Genomic DNA, 24665 nt, shown 5'->3' with positions numbered 1-24665 from the left:
GAGGGGGAAGCGATGACTGCTTTTTTCAAGAAACCAAAACGATATATGCCATTGCGTCAAAGAGAGCCAAAAATTGACGCACCACAGGGATTAATGACGAAATGTCCATCTTGTAAATATATGCATTATACAAAACAGTTGAACGAAAACCATAAAGTGTGTGACTGTGGCTATCATTTTCCACTTCATGCTCAGGAGCGTATTGACATGCTTGTTGATGAAGGCTCATTTGAACGTTTTGCCGGACCTTCCGTCAAAGCGAATCCGCTCGACTTCCCTGACTATGAAGAAAAGTTGAGTAAAGACCGTGAGCGGACAGGAATTGAAGAGGCGGTCGTTTGTGGAAAGGCGACGATCGATGGACTACCACTCGTCGTTTGTGTGATGGATGCTCGATTCCGAATGGGATCGATGGGCGCTTACGTAGGAGAAGCGATTGCTTCTGCTGTTCGCCGAGCGACGTCACTTCGTCTACCGGTCGTCTTATTCACCGCATCAGGTGGCGCACGGATGCAAGAAGGGATGGTCAGCTTAATGCAGATGGCGAACACGTCGATCGCATTAAAAGAACACGATGAAGCTGGGCTTCTCTATATCGCCTACTTGACGCATCCGACGACGGGTGGAGTTTCAGCAAGTTTTGCGATGCTCGGTGACTTAAACGTCGCGGAACCTGGTGCGCTTATTGGATTTGCCGGAAGACGAATCATTGAACAGACGATTCGAGAAAAACTTCCAGAAAACTTCCAGACAGCAGAGTTCTTACTCGAGTCTGGCCAATTGGATGCGGTCATCCATCGTGAACAGATGCGTTCGTTCTTGAAGAAAATGATCGGATTACACGATGGGGGTGTTCATCATGTTTGACCCAATCAAAGAAGTGACCGAACAATTAAATAAATTACGTGAAACAGCCGAAACAAAAGGGATTGATCTATCACGTGAGATCCGTCACCTTGAGTTGAAGCTCGACCGATTAGAAAAAGATATTTATGGGAATATGAAACCGTGGGACCGCGTACAATTGGCGCGAAACCCGAAACGCCCGACAACACTCGATTACATTCATCATATGTTCCCAGATTTCATGGAACTCCATGGCGATCGACACGGATATGATGATGCGGCGATTGTATCGGGACTTGCGACATTTGAAGGTGTTCCGGTGACCATCATCGGACATCAGCGTGGTCGAAATACGAAAGAGAACATGAAGCGAAATTTTGGGATGCCACACCCGGAGGGATACCGAAAAGCATTGCGTTTCATGAAGCAGGCTGAGAAGTTTAACCGTCCGATTTTGACATTCATTGACACGAAAGGGGCTTATCCAGGGAAAGCCGCTGAGGAGAGAGGTCAAAGTGAAGCGATTGCTCGAAACTTGTTTGAGATGGCGACATTAAAAGTACCGATTGTATCTGTCGTCATCGGAGAAGGCGGTTCTGGTGGCGCGCTAGGAATTGGTGTTTGCGACCGGTTATTGATGCTTGAGAATAGTACGTACTCGGTCATCTCTCCAGAAGGTGCAGCGGCACTTTTGTGGAAGGACGCCAAACAAGCAGAACGCGCAGCAGAAACGATGAAAATTACGGCACAAGATTTATTCAACTTAGGGATTGTGGATGAAGTTGTAGGGGAAGTATATGGCGGTGCTCACGTTGATGTCTCATTACAGTCATCACTCTTGAAACCTGTATTACTACAGCATATGAACGAGTTGCTCGATCTGACGACTTCTCAGCTCATTCAAGGACGTGCGACCAAATATCATCAAATTGGCACAATTAGTGAGTGAAAACGGTAACAATGGCTTTGAATATAGCATTATTCATTCATCAAGTGACTGCTTTTTGAGATACCCTATGCATTTTTTTCACATACTTGTGTTGTAAAACAAAGGTCAGACATGGTATTTTATTTTCAGATTTCGTTAAAACACATAAGAGGTGAGTGACGTGAATTTAAAACGTATTGCGGTATTAACGAGCGGAGGAGACGCTCCTGGAATGAACGCTGCTGTCCGTGCCGTGACCCGAAAAGCGATTTTCGAAGGTCTTGAAGTGTACGGTGTGTATAACGGCTACCAAGGATTAATCGAAGGTGATTTAGTCGAATTAAACCTTGGATCAGTCGGCGACATCATTCAACGTGGAGGTACGTTCCTTCGCTCTGCACGCTGTCCTGAATTCAGAACAGAAGAAGGACGCGCGAAAGCAGTAGAACAGTTGAGGAAGTTCAATATCGATGCCCTTGTGGTCATCGGTGGAGACGGCTCTTATCGCGGAGCTCAAAAATTGACGGAACTCGGATTCCCAACAATCGGCCTTCCTGGTACGATTGATAACGATATTCCGGGAACGGACGCGACAATCGGTTTCGACACAGCGCTCAACACGGCGCTTGACGCAATCGACAAAATTCGCGACACAGCTTCATCTCATGAACGCACATATGTGATTGAAGTAATGGGTCGCGATGCTGGTGATATCGCACTTTATTCTGGTCTCGCTGGTGGCGCGGAGTCGATTCTTGTCCCAGAACGCCCAGAAGAATTGAACGCGATCGTGGAACGAATCAATCACGGGATTGCGCGCGGTAAGAAGCACTCGATCGTCATCGTTGCTGAAGGTGCTGGAAGTGCCGAAGAAATCGGTAAATTGATTGCTGAGAAGACGAACTCGGAGACACGTGTTACAATTCTCGGACACATTCAACGTGGTGGTTCCCCAACTGCTGCAGACCGTGTACTTGCAAGTCGTATGGGTGCTTATGCTGTTGAGATTCTTCTCGAAGGGAAAGCGGGCCGCGTTGTCGGGATCCGTAATAACCAGATGATGGATCTTGATATCGATGAGGCGCTCGACAACAACAAGCACACGATCGATATGCAATTGATTGACCTCGTCAACCAATTGTCGATTTAAACGAAGTAAGTTGCAGAGACGGGATCAGGTCTACGGCCCCCCGTTTTCTGCATGTAAGTTGCACTATATCCCCTAGGAGGTTTTTATATTATGCGTAGAACGAAAATTGTATGTACGATTGGACCGGCTTCTGAGAAGCGTCTTCCTGAAATGATTGAAGCTGGAATGAACGTTGCCCGTCTCAACTTCTCACACGGTGACTATGAAGAGCATGGCGCACGTATCCGTGACATCCGTGAAGCGGCGAAAGCAGCTGGAAAAGTAGTCACAGTACTTCTTGACACGAAAGGTCCAGAAATCCGTACACATACGTTTGAAGATGGAAAAGCTCTTCTTGAAAAAGGGAAAGAAGTTACAATCGTTTCAAGCGAAGAAATCGTTGGAACGAAAGATCGTTTCTCTGTGACGTATGAAGGTCTTTACGAAGATGTAGAAGTCGGTTCACACATCATGCTCGACGACGGTCTCATCGGACTCCGTGTCGTGGAGAAACTTCCGAACCGCGACCTCCGTTGTGTGATTGAAAACGAAGGAATCATCAAGACGAAGAAAGGTGTTAACTTGCCAAACGTCAAGGTAAACCTTCCTGCCCTCACAGACAAAGATATCGCAGACATCGAGTTCGGTATCTCGCAAGACATCGACGTCATCGCAGCATCATTCGTACGTCGTGCGTCTGACGTTGTAGAAATTCGTCAATTGCTTGAAAAGCATAACGCGTCACACATCAAGATCTATCCGAAAATCGAGAACCAAGAAGGTGTGGATAACATCGAAGAAATCTTGGCGATTTCTGACGGCTTGATGGTTGCCCGTGGTGACCTCGGTATCGAGATCCCGACGGAAGAAGTCACACCTGTTCAAAAAGAACTCATCAAGAAGTGTAATGACCTCGGTAAGCCAGTCATCACTGCAACACAAATGCTCGATTCGATGCAACGTAACCCACGTCCGACACGTGCGGAAGCATCTGACGTAGCGAACGCTATCTTGGACGGAACAGATGCAGTCATGCTTTCTGGTGAGACAGCAGCAGGGGACTACCCAATCGAGTCAGTTCAAATGCAAGCTGCTATCGCAGAGCGTACAGAGCGCATGCTCGACTACAAGAACTTGTTAAAAGATCGTCAGAAGCGTAGTGAGCATACGGTAACGGATGCAATCTCACAAGCGGTTGCCCACACAGCAATCAACTTGAACGCCAAAGCAATCTTGACACCAACACAATCAGGATACACAGCGGCTCGTACGGCAAAATACCGTCCGGAAGCGAACATCATCGCGGTCACTGAATCTGAGCGCGTTGCACGTCAATTGAACCTCGTTTGGGGTGTATACCCAATCGTTGCTGAGACGATGCCGAACAACACGGATGAAATGTTGGTTCAAGCATCTGAAGCAGCTCGTCATGCTGGATTCGTCACTGACGGTGACCTCGTTGTCATCTCGGCTGGTATCCCTGCAGCGACAGCTGGTACGACGAACATGATGAAAGTTCATATCGTCGGTCACGCTCTCGCGGACGGACGTGGAATCGGCGAGCGCGGTGTGGTCGGAGAAGTCGTTGTCGCGAAAAATGCGGAAGAAGCAAACGCAAAAGCGAAAGACGGCATGATTCTCGTCGCACCATTCACAGATAAAGAAATGATGCCTGCTATCGAAAAAGCGGCTGGAATCATCACTGAAGACGGTGGATTGACAAGCCATGCTGGAATCGTTGGACCATCACTTCGTAAGCCAGTCATCGTAGGTGTGGATACAGCTACAACTTCACTTCGTGACGGTCAGATGATTTCAATCGACCCACTCACAGGTAAAATCTACAACGCATAATTGAACGACAATCGAACCGGCCTTCTTCAAAGGTCGGTTCTTTTTCCGTTCGAAGAAAGGAACACGTATGAGTGCATATCTTTTTTTATTGATGCTCGTGTTAATCGGTGTCATTTCAAATAATCAATCTGTCATTATTGCAAGTAGTGTTTTGCTAATCATTAAAGCGATTGGTTTCGGTGATCAATTATTTCCGACACTCGCAGCAAAAGGAATCAGCTGGGGTGTGACGATTATTACAATCGCCGTTCTCGTACCGATTGCAACCGGAGATATCGGTTTTAAAGAATTGTGGAATAGTATTAAAGGACCTGTCGGGATTGTCGCATTTGCATCAGGAATGTTTGTAGCAATCGCGGCTGGACAAGGTGTTCAATTGATGCGCGTGGACCCCGTCGTCACGACGGCGCTTCTCGCAGGCACGATTCTAGCGGTCGGATTCATGAAAGGGATACCTGTCGGACCACTTGTAGGAGCTGGAATCGCGGCCTTGATTTTAGGTGGATATCAAGTCGTTGAAAAATGGTTTTGATATTTTCTGACAACTGAAGCCGCTTACATTTCTTTTTTGCAATAAATTGTTTATACTATATAAAGGACAGGGTAAACGGAGACTGGGTGAATGCAGGGGAAAAGCCCGTCCCGTATCCTTATTCCCTACACATAGACTGTTTTTACGGTCGACCACTTTCAAACAAGACTGAGGGGGAGTTATGAATGTCAACGACAAAAGGGTTAGAAGGTATTGTGGCAGCAGCCTCAAAAGTCAGCTCAATTATTGACGGACAATTGACTTATGGAGGATACACCATTGATGATTTAGCGGACCATGCCACATTTGAAGAAGTTGTATTTTTATTATGGAATGACCGCTTACCAAATGCAGAAGAATTGAAATCGCTTTCGGAGGCACTCGTTAAAGAAGCGACGTTGCCAGAAGAAGTGATTGATACGTTAGCACGTGCACCAAAATCAGCCAATGCAATGGCGACGATTCGCACGGCGCTCTCGCAGCTTGCTCTCTATGATGAAGAATCTGAAGATATGAGTGACGAGGCAAACATGCGTAAAGCAATCCGTCTTCAAGCTCAAGTTGCTACAATCGTGACGGCATTCGCGCGTCTTCGTAAAGGAGAGCAACCTGTTGCGCCGAAGCCAGGTCTCTCTTATGCAGCAAACTTCTTATACATGTTGAATGGTGAGGAACCAAGCGAAGTCGCAGAAAAGACAATCGATAAGGCGCTCATCCTCCATGCAGACCATGAGTTGAACGCTTCGACGTTCACAGCGCGTGTCTGTGTGGCGACGCTCTCTGATATGTATTCTGGTGTGACGGCAGCGATGGGAGCACTCAAAGGGCCACTTCACGGTGGTGCGAACGAAGCAGTTATGAAAATGCTCCATGAAATCGACACGGTCGACCGCGTCGAAGAATATGTACGTGGCAAATTCGAACGCAAAGAGAAAATCATGGGCTTTGGTCACCGCGTCTATAAGGACGGCGACCCACGTGCGAAACACTTGAAAGAAATGAGTCGTCAGTTGACTGCTCAAATCGGCGAGCCGAAATGGTATGAGATGTCAGAGAAAATCGATCATCTCGTCGAGACGGAAAAAGGATTGAAACCAAATGTCGACTTTTACTCGGCATCAACATACTATGCGCTCGGTCTTGAAGAAGATCTCTTCACACCAATTTTCGCCGTATCACGGATGTCTGGCTGGATTGCGCACATTCTCGAGCAATATGCGGACAACCGTTTGATTCGTCCACGCGCGGAATATGTCGGTGAAACAAGCCGTAAATATGTTCCTGTAAGCGAACGTTAATTCGAGACACATTTTAGACAAAAGTTTGGTAAACTAACAAGTGACGTAGGTCGGCGTACGCGTCGACCTACAGTAATGTACTTAGGGGGATTCATTATGTTGACACAAGGACAAAAAATTACAGTTGAAAACGGTGTATTGAACGTACCAAACGTTCCGACGGTACCATTTATTATCGGTGACGGCACAGGACCTGATATTTGGAATGCGGCTGTTCGTGTATTTGACGCTGCGGTTGAAAAAGCATACGGCGGCGAAAAGAAAATCGAATGGATGGAAGTATACGCTGGTGAGAAAGCTTATAACGAAAAAGGTGAGTGGCTCCCGGCAGAAACACTCGATCAAATTCGTGAGTACTTGATTGCCATCAAAGGACCGCTTACGACACCGGTCGGTGGTGGAATCCGTTCATTGAACGTTGCACTTCGTCAAGAGCTCGACTTATACACATGCCTTCGCCCAGTTCGTTACTTCACAGGTGTTCCATCACCAGTAAAACGTCCTGAAGACACAGACATGGTCATCTTCCGTGAGAATACAGAAGATATCTATGCAGGAATTGAGTACGCTTCAGGAAGCGACGAAGTGAAAAAACTCATCAAATTCTTGCAAGATGAGATGAACGTGAACAAGATTCGTTTCCCAGAGACTTCAGGAATCGGCATCAAGCCAGTTTCTTCTGAAGGAACTGAGCGTCTTGTCCGTGCTGCAATTGAGTACGCAATTGATAATAACCGTAAATCGGTCACGCTCGTACACAAAGGGAATATCATGAAATACACAGAAGGTGCATTCAAAAACTGGGGTTATGCACTTGCTGAAGCGGAATACGGCGACAAAGTGTTCACATGGGCACAATACGATCGCATCAAAGATGAGTCTGGTGAAGCAGCTGCGAACGAAGCTCAGTCGAAAGCTGAAGCTGAAGGCAAAATCATCGTCAAAGATTCAATCGCTGATATCTTCCTCCAGCAAATCTTGACTCGTCCACGTGAGTTCGATGTCGTTGCGACAATGAACTTGAACGGTGACTACATCTCAGACGCACTTGCTGCACAAGTAGGTGGAATCGGGATTGCACCTGGTGCGAACATCAACTACATCACAGGACATGCAATCTTCGAAGCGACACACGGTACAGCTCCGAAATATGCGGGTCTTGATAAAGTAAACCCATCTTCAGTCATCCTTTCAGGTGAGATGATGCTTCGTCACATGAACTGGAACGAAGCGGCTGACCTCATTATCAACTCGATGGAGAAGTCAATCGCTTCGAAAGTTGTCACTTATGACTTCGCACGTCTCATGGACGGCGCAACAGAAGTGAAGTGCTCTGAATTTGCGGATGAATTGATCAAAAATATGTAAGTCATACGAATAAGTCGCCAATTGAGGGGGAGAGCTCATGATTCGTCGAAACAAAATTTCTGTAATTGGAAGTGGCTTCACCGGTGCAACTACTGCACTGTATCTGGCTCAACGTGAGCTAGGGGATGTCGTCCTACTCGATATGGAAGAAAAAGTTGGACCGACGAAAGGGAAAGCGCTCGACATGCAAGAAACAGCACCAATCCAAGGGTTTGACGCTTGGATTACCGGAACATCAGATTACGCAGATACGGCTGATTCGGATATCGTCGTCATCACTGCGGGAATCGCGCGTAAGCCTGGAATGAGTCGAGATGATCTCGTTGCGACGAACGCGAACGTGATGCGTTCCGTCGTCAAAGAAATCGCTCGCTATTCGCCGGAAGCGATTTTGATTGTCTTGACGAACCCGGTAGATGCGATGACCTATGCGGCGTTCAAAGAATCGGGTTTCCCGAAAGAACGCGTCATCGGACAATCTGGTGTGCTGGATACGGCTCGTTTTCGAACGTTTGTCGCACAAGAATTAAACGTTTCTGTCAAAGATGTATCTGGATTCGTTCTTGGTGGACATGGCGACGATATGGTGCCTCTCGTGCGTTATTCATACGCCGGTGGTATCCCGCTTGAAAAACTCATACCACATGAGCGAATCGAGCAAATCGTCGAGCGGACACGAAAAGGTGGCGGTGAAATCGTCCAACTGTTAGGTGATGGATCAGCGTATTATGCGCCAGCTGCTGCAATCGTAGAAATGGTTGAGGCGATTTTAAAGGATCAACGTCGAATCTTACCTGCTATTGCTTATTTAGAAGGCGAGTATGGATTTAACGATTTGTATCTAGGTGTTCCGACCATTCTTGGAAAACATGGCATCGAGCAAGTACTCGAGCTCGATTTGACGGATGAAGAGAAAGCGGCGCTTTCGCGATCTGCAGACTCTGTTCGCTCCGTATTGGGCGTCTTATAAGTAAAAGTGCTTCCTGCAATCTTGTGGGAAGCACTTTTTTTGCGGTTTCCATCTAGTGGGGCGTGCTACACTAAAAGTGGATTTGTTTTGTTTTTGTAAAGATTTGCTTTGAGGTTGGTCGTTTCAAGCTTTGATTTGTAAAATAGAGAGTGACATTTGATGGATCAAGAGGAGGAAGTAGTGTGGCTGATAAAGTAATTGTTGTCGATGATGAAGTATCGATTGCGACGTTATTAAAATTTAATTTAGAACAAGCTGGTTTCGAGGTGGAGACTGCGCATGATGGAAAAACCGGATTGGAATTGGCTGAAAAGAAAGATGCCGTCTTAATCGTGCTCGACTTGATGCTTCCGGAAATGGATGGACTTGAAGTGTGTAAACGACTGCGTCAACAAAAAGTCAATACGCCAATTTTGATGCTGACAGCAAAAGACGATGAGTTTGATAAGGTACTCGGTCTTGAGCTCGGTGCAGACGATTATTTGACGAAGCCGTTCAGTCCACGCGAAGTCGTGGCACGTGTCAAAGCGATTTTAAGACGCTCTGCCCCACAAGAGACTGCGGTCGAAGAAGATGTCATTCAAATCGGTGACGTTAAAATTGTCGCCTCTAATTACGAAGTGTTCAAGCAAGGCGAACGCCTCGAATTGACACCGAAAGAATTCGAGTTGTTAGCCTACTTGGCAAAAAATAAAGGGCGTGTGCTCACTCGAGATCAATTGCTATCGGCTATTTGGAATTATGATTTTGTCGGTGATACGCGAATCGTCGATGTCCATATCAGTCACCTTCGTGAAAAAATCGAACCTGTCACGAAGAAACCGACGTACATCAAGACGATTCGTGGACTCGGCTATAAAATGGAGGAGCCGACTTCGGAATGAAGACGTATCGCTCTAGATTCATGACGACGCTCATCCTACTCGTCACGGGCGTCCTCCTGACACTTGGCATCGTACTCGGTCAGCTGTTCAAAGATTTTTATTTAGATTCTGAGCGAGACCGCTTAAAAGAGGATGCTCAGCTGGCCGCCTTGTATCTTGAAGGAGGAGAGCTAGACGAGATTCGCGAGTATGTCGGTCAAATCGATGATGGGAGTAGCTTTGACATTTTACTACTCAACAGCAGGATGGAAGTCATCGCCGGGACTCCATTTCGTGTCGGATCAATCGATTATAAAATTGAACCGAGTCTAGTACCCGATGAAGGGACGTTCGGTGAAGCGGATGAGGACGAACTGATTCAGTTTACAAAACCAATCGAACTAGCAACAGGCGAAACGGTCTACTTGACGTTCATTCGTTACGTGTCCGACCTTGAAGGGGTGTATGATCGAATCTGGCTGACGATTGCACTGGCGCTATTCTTTTCATTTTTCATCATTTTGTTCGTCCTTCAACATTTGACGAACCAATTCATCCGACCGATCGATGAGGCGACGATCGTCTTACGGGAGCTGGCGGATGGGAATTACCGGGCTCGTGTTTATGAACTGAGAAACGATGAAGAGACCGGCAGTCTGGCGGGGTCGATCAATGTCCTCGCCAGAAACCTGGAGTCAATCTCACTTGGAGAATCGGTTCAGCGGGCGAGACTCGAATCGCTGATTGAATATATGGGGGCTGGTCTTCTTCTCGTGGACGAGCGAGGCATCGTCACGTTAGTCAACCAATCGTATCGGGAGATGTTCCAATATGATGACTTGTCGATTGGACAATTTTATCATGGGATTCTACCGAGTCCTGACGTCGAGTCCCTGATTGAGGATGTTTATTTGACGGAAGAAGTCCATCGCCGTCAACTGTCGATTCGAACCGGCTTTAATCAGAAGACGTATATGGTATCTGCTGCGCCGATTTTCAGTGATACCGGAATGCTTCGTGGTACCACGCTTTTATTCAACGATATCACGGAGTTGAAGCGACTCGAGAAGATGCGGAAAGACTTTGTCGCGAACGTCAGTCATGAACTGAAGACCCCACTCACGTCCATTCGTGGATTTAGTGAGACACTTCTCGACGGTGCAAAAGAAGTGCCTGAACTCCGAGACCAGTTTTTAGACATCATTCAAAAAGAGGCGACGCGGATGCAGATGCTTGTTGAAGATTTGCTTGAGCTGTCGAGATTAGAACGTGATGATTTCCAGATGGAACTGGTCTCTGTCGATTTGAACCAGCTCGTCGATGAAGTATGTCTCCTGCTCAGTCAGAAAGCGAGCAAGAAGTCAATTCAGCTAGAAGCCAAGCATCATGGGACTGCTGTCTTGCAAGCTGACTTGAACCGTATGAAACAAGTCATCATGAACCTTGTCGCAAACGCTATTAATTATTCTCCTGAAGGAAGTCGCGTTGAGATTTCTGTCGAAGCGGAGGGGGACGCATACAAGTTACGAGTGAAAGACAATGGAATCGGGATCGCTGAAAAAGAAGTGAGTCGCATCTTTGAACGATTCTATCGTGTCGACAAAGCGAGAAGTCGAAATTCAGGGGGGACAGGTCTTGGTCTTGCCATCGTGAAACACATCATTGATTTGCATCATGCATCAATCGATGTCGATAGTGTCGAAGGGAAAGGGACGACGTTCACAATCACGTTCCCGAGGGATTAATTTTCCAGGTTGCATTCACTTTACAAAACCTTGCTATTTCATTCATATTTGCTTTACAAAACCTTGTTATTCTATGGATGAGACCTCTTCATCATCTCGTGACTCGATCGGTGCTCATCTCCACGCGGTCGAGAATTTGGCCCTTTTCTATTCGTAGAAAAGGGTCTTTTTTTTCGAACGCATGTACCCGTATGGTATGATGGACGAAGAGAAGAATGGAGGTCGATTGAATGAATAAACTACTAGTCCTAGATGGAAATTCCTTAACATATCGTGCGTTTTTTGCACTGCCTCCGATGTCGGACGCGTCAGGTCGAAATACGAACGCGGTGTATGGTTTTACGATGATGTTGTTGAAATTGATGGAGGACGAGCAACCGACGCATTTCGCTGTTGCGTTCGATGCATCAAAGAAGACGTTCCGTCATGATACGTTTGCCGAGTACAAAGGTGGGCGTCAAAAAACGCCTGGAGAATTACGAGAACAATTCCCCCTCGTGCGCGACGTCTGTCGGGCCTTTGGCATCTCTGTCTTAGAGCTCGATCAATATGAGGCAGATGATATCATCGGTACGCTCTCAAAAGATGCATCGTTTGATCAAGTGACGATAGTAACGGGAGATAAAGATTTATTGCAACTCATCAACGATCGCGTGACCGTCTACTTGACGAAGCGAGGCATCACCGATGTCGAAAAAATGAACGAGACGGCATTCCAAGAACGTTATGAAGGACTGCAACCGATTCAGATGATCGATTTAAAAGGACTGATGGGGGATAAATCGGATAACATCCCTGGAATACCGGGGGTGGGTGAAAAGACGGCACTCAAGCTGATTTCTACGTATGGTACCGTCGAAGCCCTATATGAACATACAGATGAGCTAAAAGGAAAACAAAAAGAGAAGGTAGAGGCGAATGAGCGGGAAGCAAAAATGTCAAAACAATTGGCGACCATTTATACGGACGTCCCGCTTGATGTAACCGTCGACGACCTCGTGTTCAAGCCGTATGACGCTTCCGCCGTGAAGCCCCTGTTCATGGAACTTCAATTCAAATCCTTGATTGGCAAACTGTCGGACAGCTCTACAGAAGAAACGGTTGAAAAAGAAGTACGACCGACCATCGACCTTTCTGATCAAGATTTGTCGCGGGCCGTTCTGTTTCTTGAGCAGTTGCACGACGATTATTTTGAAGAGACTATCGTCGGGGTTGCGATCGCATCAGATCGTGGTGTGACGATTGGCGATGTGACGCTGCTACAAGATGAACGAGTCAAAGAATGGATTGAAGATGAATCCAGGACGACCATTTGTCTCGATGCCAAACAGACAATCATTCAGTTGAAACGCCAACAGCTATCCCTTCGCGGTTATGAAGATTTACTCGTTGCTGGCTACTTATTGAACTTATCTGGTGGAACGTCACTCAGCTCGATTGCTTCTCATTTCGCATACCCTCTTGAAGAAGATGAAACGGTCTATGGGAAAGGTGCAAAAATCAAAGTGCCGGAAGAGAATGTGTTCCATACGCATCTCGCTGAAAAAGCACATGCGATTTTGACGTTATTCGAACGGGTCGTTTCAGAACTGAAAGAAAACGAGCAGACGGAACTGTATGAGGCGCTCGAAAAACCGCTCGTCTCGGTGTTGGCTGAGATGGAGTGGGCAGGTATTCATGTAAATGTTGAGACACTTCAGCATATGGAGACAGATCTTCGAGAGCGTCTAACCGCACTTGAGGTGACGATTCATGAATTGGCCGGGGAACCGTTCAACATCAATTCGCCAAAACAGCTAGGGGTTGTCCTATTTGAAAAATTAGCGCTACCTCCTGTGAAAAAGACAAAGACGGGATACTCGACCGCAGCGGATGTCCTTGAAAAGTTGGCACCGCTTCATCCAATCATCGAGAAAATCATGCACTATCGCGAACTTGGTAAATTGCAGTCGACGTATGTAGAAGGGTTACAGAAAGTTGTGAAAGAAGACGGCAAGATTCACACTCGATACACGCAGACGTTGACGCAAACCGGGCGACTCTCGTCAGTCAATCCGAACTTACAAAACATCCCGATTCGATTAGAGGAAGGACGTCGTATCCGTAAGGCGTTCACCGCAAGCGAACCTGGCTGGGTCCTTTATGCGGTCGATTACTCGCAGATTGAACTACGGATTATGGCGCATATGTCACAAGACGAGAAAATGATGGCTGCTTTCTTACACGATGAGGATATCCATACCTCGACGGCGGCGAACGTCTTCAAAGTCGCAAATGAAGAAGTCACTTCCCTCATGCGGCGCCAGGCGAAAGCGGTCAACTTTGGAATCATTTATGGAATCAGTGATTACGGCCTTTCGCAAAATCTAGGAATCACGCGAAAAGAAGCGCAAACCTTCATCGATACGTACTTTGAGCAGTTCCCAGGAGTGAAGACGTTCATGGATGCCGCGATTGAACGGGCTCGTGAACATGGTTTCGTCGAGACGATGTTAAAACGCCGGCGAAACATCCCGGATATCCATTCTCGTAATTTTAACTTGCGAGGATTTGCCGAGCGTACAGCCATCAATACTCCGATTCAAGGAACGGCAGCTGATATCATCAAAAAAGCGATGATTGACGTCGATCACGCTCTTCAATCGTCACATCTTCAATCCAAACTGTTGCTACAAGTTCATGATGAACTGATTTTTGAAGGGCCGGCAGAAGAGATGGAAGCATTAGAAAAATTGGTGACAGATGCGATGGAACATACGGTGACACTCGATGTACCGTTACGCGCGGACGGAGCCGTGGGAACAACATGGTTCGATACGAAATAAGAGGATAGAAAGGAAGTCAGTATGCCAGAATTACCAGAAGTCGAAACGGTTTGTCGTAGATTGCGACCTGCCGTTTCCGGAAAGACGATTCAGTCCGTCGATGTGCTCGACCCTAAAATCATTCGGGGACATGAGCCTGATGAATGGGTACACCACTTGATTGGAGAGACCATCACGGATGTGGAACGTCGTGGGAAATTTATCTTATTCAAATTAACAAACGGGTATCTTGTCTCCCATCTCCGCATGGAAGGGAAATTCTTCCCTTATGAGACAATTACAGAACCGGCCAAACATACACATGTCGTCATCAACTTCACGGATCAATCGACGTTACATTATAACGACGTGCGTAAATTTGGTACGATGGAGTTGCGGACGAATGAAACGGTTCACACGACACCTCCCCTTTCGCTACTTGCGTTCGAACCGTTTGACGAACGTGTGACAGCGGAAGCGTTGCATCGACGTTTAGAACGGATGAAGACGCGTGCCATCAAGACGGCACTACTCGATCAATCGATCTTCGTCGGATTAGGGAACATTTATGTGGATGAAACACTGTTTCGCGCCGGCGTGCATCCAACACGACCAGCGGCTAGTTTGACACGTGAGGAAGTAGAACGTGTACGCGTGGAAGCGGTCGCTGTACTGAGTGAGGCGATTGAACGTGGGGGAAGTACAATTCGTAGTTATACAAACCCAGACGGCGCTACGGGAACGTTTCAAGAGACGCTTTATGTATACGGACAAGCGGGTGGGCCGTGCCGTCGCTGCGGACAGGAAATCGAAAAGATGAAATTAGGCGGGCGTGGCACGCATTATTGTCCACGCTGTCAACAACGTTAAGGAGTGGGCGTTATGTTGAAGATTGGATTGACGGGTGGGATTGCAACCGGGAAGTCCACGGTGTCTCGACTATTTCGGGAAAGAGGGATCCCGATTATCGATGCCGATTTGATTGCGAGGAAGGTAGTCGAACCCGGTGGAAAGGCGATAGAGGGTGTAAAAACGGCATTTCCAAAATGTTTTAACGGTGATGTCTTAAACCGTCCCGCATTAGGGCGCGAAATCTTTCATGATGAGACGAAGCGACAACAGTTAAACCAGTTGATGCATCCAGCGATACGTGAAGAGATGAAGGAGCAGATGCGTTCACATGAAGCGGCCGGGGAGTCTGTCGTCATTTTTGATATTCCGCTCTTATTTGAAGGGACAATGCTCGATCTCGTCGATTATTCTGTCGTCGTCTATTGCCGCGAAGAGATTCAATTGATGCGTCTCATGGAACGGAATGGATTGACGAAAGAAGAGGCGCTCGCACGCATCCATTCTCAAATCCCGATTGAGGAGAAAAAGCATCAGGCCGATTTTCTCGTCAATAACAACGGGTCACTCGGGGATTTACCCCCGCAAATCGAACGCTTAGTCGAACAATTTAAAGCCATAGAAAAAGAAGGCGAATAATAATCGCCTTCTTTTTTAGTTCAATGGATCGGAGTCGGGTGACCCCTTCTTCCATGTGTCATAAATCGCCCGTCCATCACTCGGATGACCGTTTGAATAATAGATAGGATACAGTGAAAAGAAAATATAATAAAACGAGAAATAAGCGAACTGATACGTATATAGGGTCGGTTCAATATCTCGTCTTAAAATAAACGCATTCACAATCAAGATACTCGCTAAATTAAAGATGGCCCCACCGCCATATACAAGAGAGCGTGTGACCTTATTGCTCCATTTTAAATCTGTAAACTGACACCACGCATCATAAAAATAGACGCGGTTCACTTGAAGACGTCCTACTTTAAACATTTTCTTGCCTGTCCCGATTTGCATGTCGAGCGAGCCACCGAACAATTTTGCGAAAAAGAAGTGACCGAACTCATGAATCAACGTCACAATCGGTAAGATGATAAAGAATGAAATGAAGAATTTATCGATATCTCCCCAATCAAACATGATGACGCCTCCTTTCTAATGTGCTTCACGACAAGAAATTTCCCTCATTTTCAAAAAATAAACAAAGAAAAACGAAAAAAATGTGACGATTCATAGTGAAAACGCTTACAGCAATCCGTTATAATGAAACCGTAATGTAGAAAAAGGGGGATTTAGCATGGGGACAAAAGTTGCGATTAACGGATTCGGTCGAATTGGGAGAATGGTATTCCGGAAATTGATGCTCGAAGGACGTCATGAAGTTGTGGCAATCAACGCGAGTTATCCTGCGGAAACGCTCGCTCATCTCATCAAACACGATTCGATTCACGGGCCATTCGGATTAACAGTTCGAGCGCAAGGGGACGCGCTTGAAGTTGATGGGAAACGAATTGAACTGATCTCAGAACGTGATCCATCACGTTTACCGTGGGAAGAACTTGGTATCGATATCGTTGTCGAGGCGACGGGGAAATTCAACTCTGATATCGGAGCGAAGCTACATCTAGATGCAGGTGCAAAAAAAGTGATTTTGACTGCACCAGGTAAAGGGGATTTACGTACGATCGTGATGGGGGTCAACGATCGGGATTATCGCCCGGAAGAAGACCATATCATTTCAAATGCATCGTGTACGACAAACTGTTTAGGTCCAGTCGTGAAGGTATTGCATTCAACGTTCGGGATTGAAACAGGTTTGGTGACGACTGTTCATGCGTACACAAACGACCAAAATAATATTGATAATCCGCATAAAGACTTACGTCGAGCGCGTGCTTGTGGCAGTTCAATTATCCCGACATCAACCGGGGCGGCTAAAGCAATCGGGCTCGTCATGCCGGAACTTCAAGGCAAATTGAACGGAATGGCACTTCGCGTCCCGACACCGAACGTTTCACTTGTCGACTTAGTCGTCGAACTTCACCGTGACGTCACGGTCGATGAGGTGAATGAAGCGTTTGAACGTGCAGCGTTTGGAGAGATGACGGGCGTGTTAGGTGTCTCTCATGAACCACTCGTATCGATTGATTTCAATGGAGACGATCGCTCGTCAATTATCGATATGGATTCGACGATGGTACTCGGCGGAAATCATGTAAAAGTGCTCGCGTGGTATGACAATGAGTGGGGCTATTCGTGCCGTGTCGTCGACTTGTTAGATATGGTGGCGAGCTACCTTCAAATCGGACAACAAGAAACACACGCCTAAAAAATATTACGTTCTAAAAAATATTTCTGATTTTTTTAAACAAATGTCTTGTAACGACGTCCCAAACACGTTACACTCAGTTTCGTGAACTTCAATTGGTCTGACAAACGCAGCTTAAAGGGTTAGGACCTCTTAGGACTAACTTGCCCCCGTGGTTGTGGGCGATTCAGGCACAAAGTGAGTGATCATCAACTACTTTGAGACCATTGATGTAAAGGGGGATCCACTAATATGGATACTATGGGACGTCACATTATTACAGAACTTTGGGAGTGCAATCCCGACAAATTGAATGATATCGACTACATCGAGCGTTTGTTCGTCGATGCTGCTCTTCGTTCGGGCGCTGAAGTCCGCGAAGTCGCTTTCCACAAATTTGCGCCGCACGGTGTGAGTGGAGTCGTCATCATTTCAGAATCACACTTAACGATTCACAGTTTCCCAGAGCATGGCTACGCGTCAGTTGACGTGTTCACATGTGGAGATCGAATCGATCCAGCTACGGCATCGCAATACATCGCCGAAGGTTTGGATGCAAAAGTACGTGAAGATGTGAAACTTGAGCGTGGGATGGGACCGATTCGTGTTCCAGAAGCACAAGTTGCACTAACTAAATAATTCTGAAGAACCTTTTGAGGCTGGCCGTTTAACGGTCAGCCCTTTTAATTGTTTTGTTGTCGCCTTAATTTTGATATGCTTAACGTATATAACTCAGGCGTTGAGGTGGATTATGGGACTGTTAGATAAGTTACAAACACATATCGAAACAAAAGACACACATAAAAATGAAACGCTTCGGACGCGTTACTACGCAGCATCTCCGAACGCAATCTTACAATGGTTAGAAAGTCAGGTTCAATCGAATGGTCAAACGGTACGCCGGATTGATTCAAATCGAGGCGAACTCTCATTTATTGGTGAAGGATGGGACGGGCTCATTACAATCGTGCAAGTAGACGGTGGTCGTACAGCGGTCGACTTCACGTTAAATCGTGAACAGCGACTTGGTGCAGACCTTGCACAAATCATCACGCACTATTATGAGGCGCTCACACAACAATTCCCGCTTCGTGCTATTGGAAATAAATCTGTCGAACGATAAGGAGGCTTGAGCATGCGTTGTCCGAAATGTGATCACAATGGAACGAGAGTGCTCGATTCCCGACCGGTGCAAGACCATTATTCGATTCGACGTCGTCGTGAATGTGAAAAATGCGGGTATCGATTCACAACCTTTGAGACGGTGGAACAGACTCCGCTCATTATCGTGAAGAAAGATGGAAATCGAGAAGAGTTCAGCCGTGAAAAAGTGCTGCGCGGAATCATTCGTGCGTGTGAAAAGCGACCGGTCACCCTCGAACAGCTTGAGGGAGTCGTGACAAAAGTCGAACAGCAACTCCGTGCCCTCGCGCAGTCGGAAATCCCGAGTGAACAAGTGGGTGAGTTGGTGATGAATGAACTCGCACGTGTCGACGAAGTCGCATACGTTCGTTTTGCTTCGGTTTATCGCCAATTCAAAGACATCACGGTATTCTTTAAAGAACTTGAAGATTTAATGAAGCAAGAAAATTCGACCAACTAAAGGGCGGCCTGCTGGTCGCCCTTTTTCAGGGGAGAGAGCTATGGAGAAAGAACGTACAATCTTTGGGACGGACGAACTGTTAATCATGAGTACGGGTCTTGTCGACCGTGAATCGTATCAGTCCCTCTATCATTTATATCAACCTGTCATCGGTGTGAAGGCGCTCGCACTTTACCAGACGCTGTGGAGCGAATTGAAACCAGGGAAGATGAAGTCGAACTATATGTCACATAGTGCCTTATGTGAAATGTTGGATTACTCGATCAATGAATTGACGGATAGTCTCTTTCGACTAGAGGCAATCGGATTGGTCAGAACGTATAAAACGAAAGATGCTCGCTTGACACAATACGTTTATCAGTTGCGTGTCCCGCTCGCACCGCATACTTTTTTAAATGATGGGCTACTGTCTAGCTTCCTCTTCTATAAAGTTGGGGAAGTGCGATTTAAACAATTGCAAGGACGCTTTACCATCGACCCTTTACCGGCAGGAATCGTCGAGGTGACAAAAGACTTTAATGAAGTATTTGACGTGAAAGGTGTCAATCATCGAGCGTTCACACAAAAGAATTACGAAAAACCAGACCGTGCGAAGATTGAAATCAACTATTCGTTCGATATGGACATTGTGAAGAAACTGACGAATTTCCCGGTCGGATTCTTCACAAAAAAATTAGACGAAACCATCACAAAACTCGCTTACGTGTCTCAACTCGATGAGGAGACGATGGCGGAAATGTTAAAAGAATATTTCGTCCACGAAGCGTATCTTCCGCTCAGTGAGCAAGAGAAACGGGACGGATGTCGTCAGATGGTATTGCAGTTGAAGAAGAAACAGACGCGTCATCGGAAAGAGAAAACGGTGGAGCTCGAACAGACAAAACTAGGAGATCTTCATGACCCTGAGGTGATGGAAGCGGCTCATCCTCATCAATATGTATCGACACTACGGAAGACACCTCAGTTATCGAAGAGTGACGAACAATTAGTCATCGAACTTGTCGACACGCTCGGACTCGCTCCAGGTGTGATCAATGCACTCTTCTATTATTGTATCGAAGTGAAAAAGCAGACGCGTCTGAGCGAGAACTATGTCCTCCGCATCGCCACGAGTTGGAAGACGGCGGGCTATACGAACGCAAAAGAAGCATTAGAACGCGAAGAAACACAAGATGCATTGATTGAGAAGAAACAGCAAAAGCGTGAGAATGTGCAGCGGACGACTGTCGGGTCGCGTCGGAAACCCCAACAAGGTGAGATGCCGAAATGGCTTGAGGATGAAGCGAAACAACAGCGGTCTTACGATCAGGCACGGAAGAAAGAATTGGAATCTTCCGTTCCAGATGATGCGGAGCTCGTGAAACTATTAAATGAATTGAAAGAGAAGGGGTGAGGGGATGGAACGTATCAACCAGTCATTATCGCAGTTGATGAATCGAAAAGAAGTCCGGGAAGCGTATGAGTCGATTCGCAGACGAACGCTCAACCATCCGGGCGTGATCGCCTTTTTAAACGCTCATCCTGAACTAGATGAGAAAGCGATTGAGATTGGGTTCACGAAACTGAGTGAGTATGCCGAACAGATGGACGGGAAGACGTTCATCGAGGAACAGGCCGTCATCCCTGGGCATCAACCGGTGCTCTATGTCGATCTTGGTCAGATTGCGATTCGTTATGAAGAGACGGTCGCTCACCGACAAGGACGACGACAAAAAGAGATGGATCGAAAGTTTAAGAGCCTGTTCTTACCGGAAGAAGTTCGTGAGGCGAGCTTCGAGTCGTTCGACTGGGCAGATGATGCACGTAAGATTGCGCTTCGAGAAGCGATGCGTTTCGTGACGGGTATGAAGTCCAAACAAAAAGTGAACGGACTCTATTTGCACGGTAGCTTCGGTGTCGGGAAGACGTATTTACTCGCCGCCATTGCCAATGAATTGAAAGTGGCGGATATCGAGACAATCTTGGTCCACGCTCCGGGCTTTGTATCAGAGGCAAAACGAAAAATCCGTACCGACTCATTCGATTCGTTTTTAACGTCGTTTCAACACGTGCCGGTTTTATTGATTGATGATATCGGAGCAGAGGCGATCAGTCCGTGGGTGCGAGACGAGTTGTTCGGCATCATTCTTCAATATCGGATGATGCACCGACTCCCGACGTTATATAGTTCAAACTTTAGTGGAGAAGAACTCGAGACGCACTTTTCAATCGATGGATCCGCACAAAATAAAATGAAAGCGCAGCGTCTCATGCAGCGCATTTCAACGACGACGACTCAAATCGAACTAAAGGGTGAAAATCGCCGTCGGTAAAGGATTGTTTTTCTTGGATGAGTTGACTATACTAATAACCATATAAGTGATGCATAGAAGAGGATATGAATCATCGAGACGAGTTTTAGCGAGGGAAGGGTGGTGGAAGCTTCCTAACGACGACGATGCATTTACTCCCTCAGAGCACCGTACGGGTCAATCGTGCGGCGATTCACACTCGTTATCGTGTGTTCGAGCCAAGCACTTTGCTTGGGAACGAGGGTGGTACCACGAGAATCAAAGCTCGTCCCTTTTTGAGGGATGGGCTTTTTTTATATTCATTTTTGAGAGGGGACAGATGTACATGATTCAATTGACATTTCCAGATGGCGCGGTAAAAGAATTTGATGCTGGCGTCACAGCAGAAGACGTCGCAGGCTCAATTAGCCCGGGACTTCGCAAAAAGGCAATCGCAGCAAAATTAGACGGAGAACTCATCGACTACCGTCGTCCGATTGAACAAGATGGCAAAATCGAACTCGTCATGCCAGATTCAGAGGACGGTCTCGATTTGATGCGTCACTCGTCGGCACACTTGATGGCACAAGCAATCAAACGTCTGTATGGCGAAGAGAATAACATTTATCTCGGGATTGGACCGACGATTGAGAACGGATTCTATTACGATATTGAAATGGACCGCCGAATCAATGAGGAAGATCTTCCCGAGATTGAGAAGATGATGAAACGCATCGTCGATGAAAACTTAGAAATCACTCGTGAAGTCGTTTCACGTGACGAAGCACTCGCTCGTTATAAAGAGTTGGGAGACCCGCTGAAGATTGAGTTGATCGAGGATATTCCTGCCGATCAGACACTTACAATCTATCATCAAGGTGAATTCTTCGACCTTTGCCGCGGACCACACGTTCCATCGACTTCAAAGTTGAAAATCTTTAAATTGATGAGCGTGGCTGGCGCGTACTGGCGTGGCGACTCTGACAACAAGATGTTACAACGTATTTACGGAACGGCTTGGGCGACGAAAGAACAACTCGCAGAGCATTTGCGTCTTCTTGAAGAAGCAAAAGAACGCGATCATCGTAAACTCGGAAAAGAACTCGATCTCTTCTTCGTTTCACAAGAAGTCGGTCAAGGTCTTCCGATGTGGCTTCCAAAAGGTGCATCGATCCGTCGTACGGTCGAGCGCTACATCGTCGATAAAGAGCTCGAACTTGGATACCAACACGTATATACACCGGTGCTTGGGTCGGTCGACTTGTACAAGACATCTGGACACTGGGATCATTACCAAGATGATATGTTCCCGAAAATGGAAATGGACAATGAGGAACTCGTCCTTCGTCCGATGAACTGTCCGCACCACATGACAATCTACAAACATGAGCCACGCTCATACCGTGAGCTTCCGCTCCGAATCGCTGAGCTTGGTGGGATGCACCGCTACGAGATGTCAGGTGCACTCACAGGACTTCAACGTGTCCGTTACATGGTGTTGAATGATGGGCATACGTTCGTCACACCAGAACAAATGAAACAAGAGTTCAAAGACATCGTTCACTTGATTCAAGAAGTGTACGCTGACTTTGGCATTAAAGATTACCGTTTCCGTCTCTCGTATCGCGATCCTGCCGATAAAGAGAAGTACTTCGATAACGATGCGATTTGGGAAATGGCACAGAGCCAGTTGAAAGAAACAATGGACGAGCTCGAACTTCCGTACTTCGAAGCGGAAGGGGAAGCGGCATTCTACGGACCGAAACTCGACGTGCAAGTACGCACGGCGCTCGGGAAAGAAGAGACGCTTTCGACAGTTCAGCTTGATTTCTTGCTTCCGGAACGTTTCGATTTGACTTACACAGGACCAGACGGAAAAGACCATCGTCCAATCGTCTTGCACCGTGGTGTCGTCTCGACAATGGAACGATTTGTTGCATATTTGATTGAGGAGTACAAAGGAGCGTTCCCAACATGGCTCGCACCGGTACAAGTCAAATTGATTCCAGTATCACACGTCCATGATGAGTACGTTGCTGAAGTGAAAGCGGAACTCGTCAAACGTGGTGTCCGGGTGGAAACGGACCTTCGTGATGAAAAACTTGGCTACAAGATTCGCGAAGCACAAATGAAGAAGATTCCGATGACGCTCGTTCTTGGAGACAAAGAACGTGACGAGCGCGCAGTCAACATTCGCCGTTACGGTCAACAAGAACAAGTTTCAGCATCACTTGACGAATTCATCGCATCGCTCACAGAAGAGATCGCGAATCGTTCACGCTAAGTGAAAGGCCACCTTTCCATCTAGAAAGGTGGCCTTTTTTCGTTCTATAGACGGATGTGTATTTAAGCGTCTACACGTATCTTAAACATAAGGAGTGATAATGAATGAATTATATGAAGCCAGTATTGGCACTTACTATTGGAGCAGTCGCATTTACAGGAGCACTTCCGAAAGTCGGGGCGGAGGCAATCGTCAACGACACGATCGTCACACTCGGGGAGTCGCTATCTTCGGAGCAACAAAAATGGGTACTCGAGCGTATGGACGCGCCGGAAGGAATCGAACCGATTATCACAACGGCCGCGGATGAAGAAAAATATTTGGGAGATTCTGTCCCACAAGCGCAACGTGGAGGCGGGATGTATTCATCCGCACGAATCAAATTGACGGACGGTACCGGTCTTGATATTCAAACTGAAAATGTGACGTGGGTCACGAAGGATATGTATGCGAACGCACTTGTCACGGCAGGTGTGACGGATGCCGATATCTATATCACGTCACCGATTAACGTGACAGGGACATCCGCTCTGACAGGCATCATGAAGGCGTATGATCAAACAGCAGCCGAAACGGGAATCGAATTGTCTGAAGAGCGCAAAGAGCTTGCGCAAGAAGAGTTGGCGGTCACGTCTGAAATCGGAAAGACGGTTGGTCAAGAGGACGTAGCAGGTCTCATGAACGAGATTAAAGCCGAGATTGCGAATCAGATGCCGGAGACGAACATTGAGATTCGTGACATCGTCATTCAAGTACTGAACCAAAATAACGTTCAATTATCCGAAGCACAACTCGACCAATTGACGACGCTGTTTGAGAACATGCAACAAGCAAATCTTGACTGGTCTGCAATCAGTAACGGATTAAAAGATGCGGGTCAAGACGTACAAGCTTTCCTTGAGCAAGAGGAAGTGCAAGGATTTTTCGCGAGATTGTTCGAAGCAATCAGCAACTTCTTTAAATCGCTCACGAATTGATTGTGTGTCATTGTGGAAAAATAGAAAAGTGGATATAAAC

22 protein-coding genes are annotated in these 24665 nt (G+C 46.8%); 21 read left to right on the top strand and 1 reads right to left on the bottom strand.

Annotated features, from left to right (window positions below; all coding sequences use genetic code 11):
* Positions 1-12: 12 nt before the first annotated feature.
* The 13 genes from accD to coaE all read left to right on the top strand — a co-directional run bounded on the left by accD (position 13) and on the right by coaE (position 15825).
* The gene (accD, locus tag KNO91_RS06490; protein WP_214787295.1) at positions 13-867 is read left to right on the top strand and encodes an acetyl-CoA carboxylase, carboxyltransferase subunit beta; all 855 of its coding nucleotides are present in this window, start codon (positions 13-15) and stop codon (positions 865-867) included.
* Positions 860-1795 (top strand): acetyl-CoA carboxylase carboxyltransferase subunit alpha, encoded by a 936-nt coding sequence (locus KNO91_RS06485; protein ID WP_371816645.1) that lies wholly within the window; start codon positions 860-862, stop codon positions 1793-1795. Before accD ends, KNO91_RS06485 begins: the two co-directional genes overlap by 8 nt.
* A 160-nt stretch (positions 1796-1955) precedes the next feature.
* Entirely contained in the window at positions 1956-2924 is a 969-nt protein-coding gene (gene pfkA, locus KNO91_RS06480) for a 6-phosphofructokinase (RefSeq protein WP_214817072.1), read from the top strand.
* Positions 2925-3014: 90 nt separating this feature from the next.
* Entirely contained in the window at positions 3015-4757 is a 1743-nt protein-coding gene (gene pyk / locus KNO91_RS06475) for a pyruvate kinase (protein WP_214782199.1), read from the top strand.
* 67 nt (positions 4758-4824) lie between these two features.
* Complete coding sequence (locus KNO91_RS06470; RefSeq protein WP_214817069.1) at positions 4825-5289, top strand: DUF441 domain-containing protein; 465 nt, start codon at positions 4825-4827, stop codon at positions 5287-5289.
* Between the two features lie 185 nt (positions 5290-5474).
* Positions 5475-6587: a citrate synthase gene (gene citZ, locus KNO91_RS06465; protein WP_214787305.1), complete on the top strand. Its 1113-nt coding sequence runs from the start codon at positions 5475-5477 to the stop codon at positions 6585-6587.
* A gap of 99 nt (positions 6588-6686) precedes the next feature.
* On the top strand, positions 6687-7955 hold the full coding sequence (gene icd, locus KNO91_RS06460; RefSeq protein WP_214789804.1) for an NADP-dependent isocitrate dehydrogenase: 1269 nt from the start codon (positions 6687-6689) through the stop codon (positions 7953-7955).
* Between the two features lie 37 nt (positions 7956-7992).
* Positions 7993-8925, top strand: coding sequence for a malate dehydrogenase (gene mdh, locus KNO91_RS06455; RefSeq protein ID WP_214746459.1), 933 nt, complete (start codon positions 7993-7995; stop codon positions 8923-8925).
* Between the two features lie 182 nt (positions 8926-9107).
* Positions 9108-9809, top strand: a complete 702-nt coding sequence (locus KNO91_RS06450; protein ID WP_074033421.1) for a response regulator transcription factor — start codon at positions 9108-9110, stop codon at positions 9807-9809.
* On the top strand, positions 9806-11533 hold the full coding sequence (pnpS, locus tag KNO91_RS06445) for a two-component system histidine kinase PnpS (RefSeq protein WP_214817065.1): 1728 nt from the start codon (positions 9806-9808) through the stop codon (positions 11531-11533). Before KNO91_RS06450 ends, pnpS begins: the two co-directional genes overlap by 4 nt.
* Before the next feature lie 230 nt (positions 11534-11763).
* Positions 11764-14358 (top strand): DNA polymerase I, encoded by a 2595-nt coding sequence (polA, locus tag KNO91_RS06440; RefSeq protein ID WP_214817062.1) that lies wholly within the window; start codon positions 11764-11766, stop codon positions 14356-14358.
* 21 nt (positions 14359-14379) lie between these two features.
* Positions 14380-15207: a bifunctional DNA-formamidopyrimidine glycosylase/DNA-(apurinic or apyrimidinic site) lyase gene (gene mutM / locus KNO91_RS06435; protein WP_214817059.1), complete on the top strand. Its 828-nt coding sequence runs from the start codon at positions 14380-14382 to the stop codon at positions 15205-15207.
* A 12-nt stretch (positions 15208-15219) separates the two neighbouring features.
* On the top strand, positions 15220-15825 hold the full coding sequence (gene coaE / locus KNO91_RS06430; protein WP_214817057.1) for a dephospho-CoA kinase: 606 nt from the start codon (positions 15220-15222) through the stop codon (positions 15823-15825).
* A gap of 15 nt (positions 15826-15840) precedes the next feature.
* Here coaE and KNO91_RS06425 read toward each other — a convergent pair whose 3' ends face one another.
* Positions 15841-16323: a site-2 protease family protein gene (locus KNO91_RS06425; protein ID WP_214817053.1), complete on the bottom strand. Its 483-nt coding sequence runs from the start codon at positions 16321-16323 to the stop codon at positions 15841-15843.
* Between the two features lie 157 nt (positions 16324-16480).
* Between KNO91_RS06425 and KNO91_RS06420 the strand changes: the two genes are divergently transcribed.
* From KNO91_RS06420 to KNO91_RS06385, 8 genes are all read left to right on the top strand, one after another.
* The gene (locus KNO91_RS06420) at positions 16481-17512 is read left to right on the top strand and encodes a glyceraldehyde-3-phosphate dehydrogenase (protein WP_214787322.1); all 1032 of its coding nucleotides are present in this window, start codon (positions 16481-16483) and stop codon (positions 17510-17512) included.
* Between the two features lie 231 nt (positions 17513-17743).
* Positions 17744-18130: an adenosylmethionine decarboxylase gene (gene speD / locus KNO91_RS06415; RefSeq protein WP_026825618.1), complete on the top strand. Its 387-nt coding sequence runs from the start codon at positions 17744-17746 to the stop codon at positions 18128-18130.
* Positions 18131-18242: 112 nt separating this feature from the next.
* Positions 18243-18614 (top strand): hypothetical protein, encoded by a 372-nt coding sequence (locus KNO91_RS06410; protein WP_214787324.1) that lies wholly within the window; start codon positions 18243-18245, stop codon positions 18612-18614.
* Positions 18615-18626: 12 nt separating this feature from the next.
* Positions 18627-19094, top strand: a complete 468-nt coding sequence (gene nrdR / locus KNO91_RS06405; RefSeq protein WP_012726705.1) for a transcriptional regulator NrdR — start codon at positions 18627-18629, stop codon at positions 19092-19094.
* A 40-nt stretch (positions 19095-19134) separates the two neighbouring features.
* A complete protein-coding gene (locus tag KNO91_RS06400; protein WP_214795669.1) occupies positions 19135-20487 on the top strand; it encodes a DnaD domain protein in 1353 nt (450 codons plus the stop codon).
* Positions 20488-20491: 4 nt separating this feature from the next.
* Positions 20492-21406: a primosomal protein DnaI gene (gene dnaI / locus KNO91_RS06395; RefSeq protein ID WP_214787328.1), complete on the top strand. Its 915-nt coding sequence runs from the start codon at positions 20492-20494 to the stop codon at positions 21404-21406.
* A gap of 298 nt (positions 21407-21704) precedes the next feature.
* Entirely contained in the window at positions 21705-23648 is a 1944-nt protein-coding gene (gene thrS, locus KNO91_RS06390; protein ID WP_214782220.1) for a threonine--tRNA ligase, read from the top strand.
* A 104-nt stretch (positions 23649-23752) separates the two neighbouring features.
* A complete protein-coding gene (locus KNO91_RS06385) occupies positions 23753-24625 on the top strand; it encodes a DUF1002 domain-containing protein (RefSeq protein WP_214787330.1) in 873 nt (290 codons plus the stop codon).
* Positions 24626-24665: the final 40 nt, after the last annotated feature.

This window comes from Exiguobacterium sp. s59 (genome assembly GCF_018617475.1).
GTDB classification, from domain to species: Bacteria; Bacillota; Bacilli; order Exiguobacteriales; family Exiguobacteriaceae; genus Exiguobacterium; species Exiguobacterium aestuarii.
This window is presented reverse-complemented; position numbering and strand designations above follow the sequence as displayed.

Bases quoted from the DNA above. Each gene is read 5' to 3' on its own strand.
- accD (WP_214787295.1), top strand. From the start codon at position 13: ATGACTGCTTTTTTCAAGAAACCAAAACGATATATGCCATTGCGTCAA.
- KNO91_RS06485 (WP_371816645.1), top strand. From the start codon at position 860: ATGTTTGACCCAATCAAAGAAGTGACCGAACAATTAAATAAATTACGT.
- pyk (WP_214782199.1), top strand. From the start codon at position 3,015: ATGCGTAGAACGAAAATTGTATGTACGATTGGACCGGCTTCTGAGAAG.
- KNO91_RS06470 (WP_214817069.1), top strand. From the start codon at position 4,825: ATGAGTGCATATCTTTTTTTATTGATGCTCGTGTTAATCGGTGTCATT.
- citZ (WP_214787305.1), top strand. From the start codon at position 5,475: ATGTCAACGACAAAAGGGTTAGAAGGTATTGTGGCAGCAGCCTCAAAA.
- mdh (WP_214746459.1), top strand. From the start codon at position 7,993: ATGATTCGTCGAAACAAAATTTCTGTAATTGGAAGTGGCTTCACCGGT.
- pnpS (WP_214817065.1), top strand. From the start codon at position 9,806: ATGAAGACGTATCGCTCTAGATTCATGACGACGCTCATCCTACTCGTC.
- polA (WP_214817062.1), top strand. From the start codon at position 11,764: ATGAATAAACTACTAGTCCTAGATGGAAATTCCTTAACATATCGTGCG.
- mutM (WP_214817059.1), top strand. From the start codon at position 14,380: ATGCCAGAATTACCAGAAGTCGAAACGGTTTGTCGTAGATTGCGACCT.
- coaE (WP_214817057.1), top strand. From the start codon at position 15,220: ATGTTGAAGATTGGATTGACGGGTGGGATTGCAACCGGGAAGTCCACG.
- KNO91_RS06425 (WP_214817053.1), bottom strand. From the start codon at position 16,323: ATGTTTGATTGGGGAGATATCGATAAATTCTTCATTTCATTCTTTATC.
- KNO91_RS06420 (WP_214787322.1), top strand. From the start codon at position 16,481: ATGGGGACAAAAGTTGCGATTAACGGATTCGGTCGAATTGGGAGAATG.
- speD (WP_026825618.1), top strand. From the start codon at position 17,744: ATGGATACTATGGGACGTCACATTATTACAGAACTTTGGGAGTGCAAT.
- KNO91_RS06410 (WP_214787324.1), top strand. From the start codon at position 18,243: ATGGGACTGTTAGATAAGTTACAAACACATATCGAAACAAAAGACACA.
- nrdR (WP_012726705.1), top strand. From the start codon at position 18,627: ATGCGTTGTCCGAAATGTGATCACAATGGAACGAGAGTGCTCGATTCC.
- KNO91_RS06400 (WP_214795669.1), top strand. From the start codon at position 19,135: ATGGAGAAAGAACGTACAATCTTTGGGACGGACGAACTGTTAATCATG.
- dnaI (WP_214787328.1), top strand. From the start codon at position 20,492: ATGGAACGTATCAACCAGTCATTATCGCAGTTGATGAATCGAAAAGAA.
- thrS (WP_214782220.1), top strand. From the start codon at position 21,705: ATGTACATGATTCAATTGACATTTCCAGATGGCGCGGTAAAAGAATTT.
- KNO91_RS06385 (WP_214787330.1), top strand. From the start codon at position 23,753: ATGAATTATATGAAGCCAGTATTGGCACTTACTATTGGAGCAGTCGCA.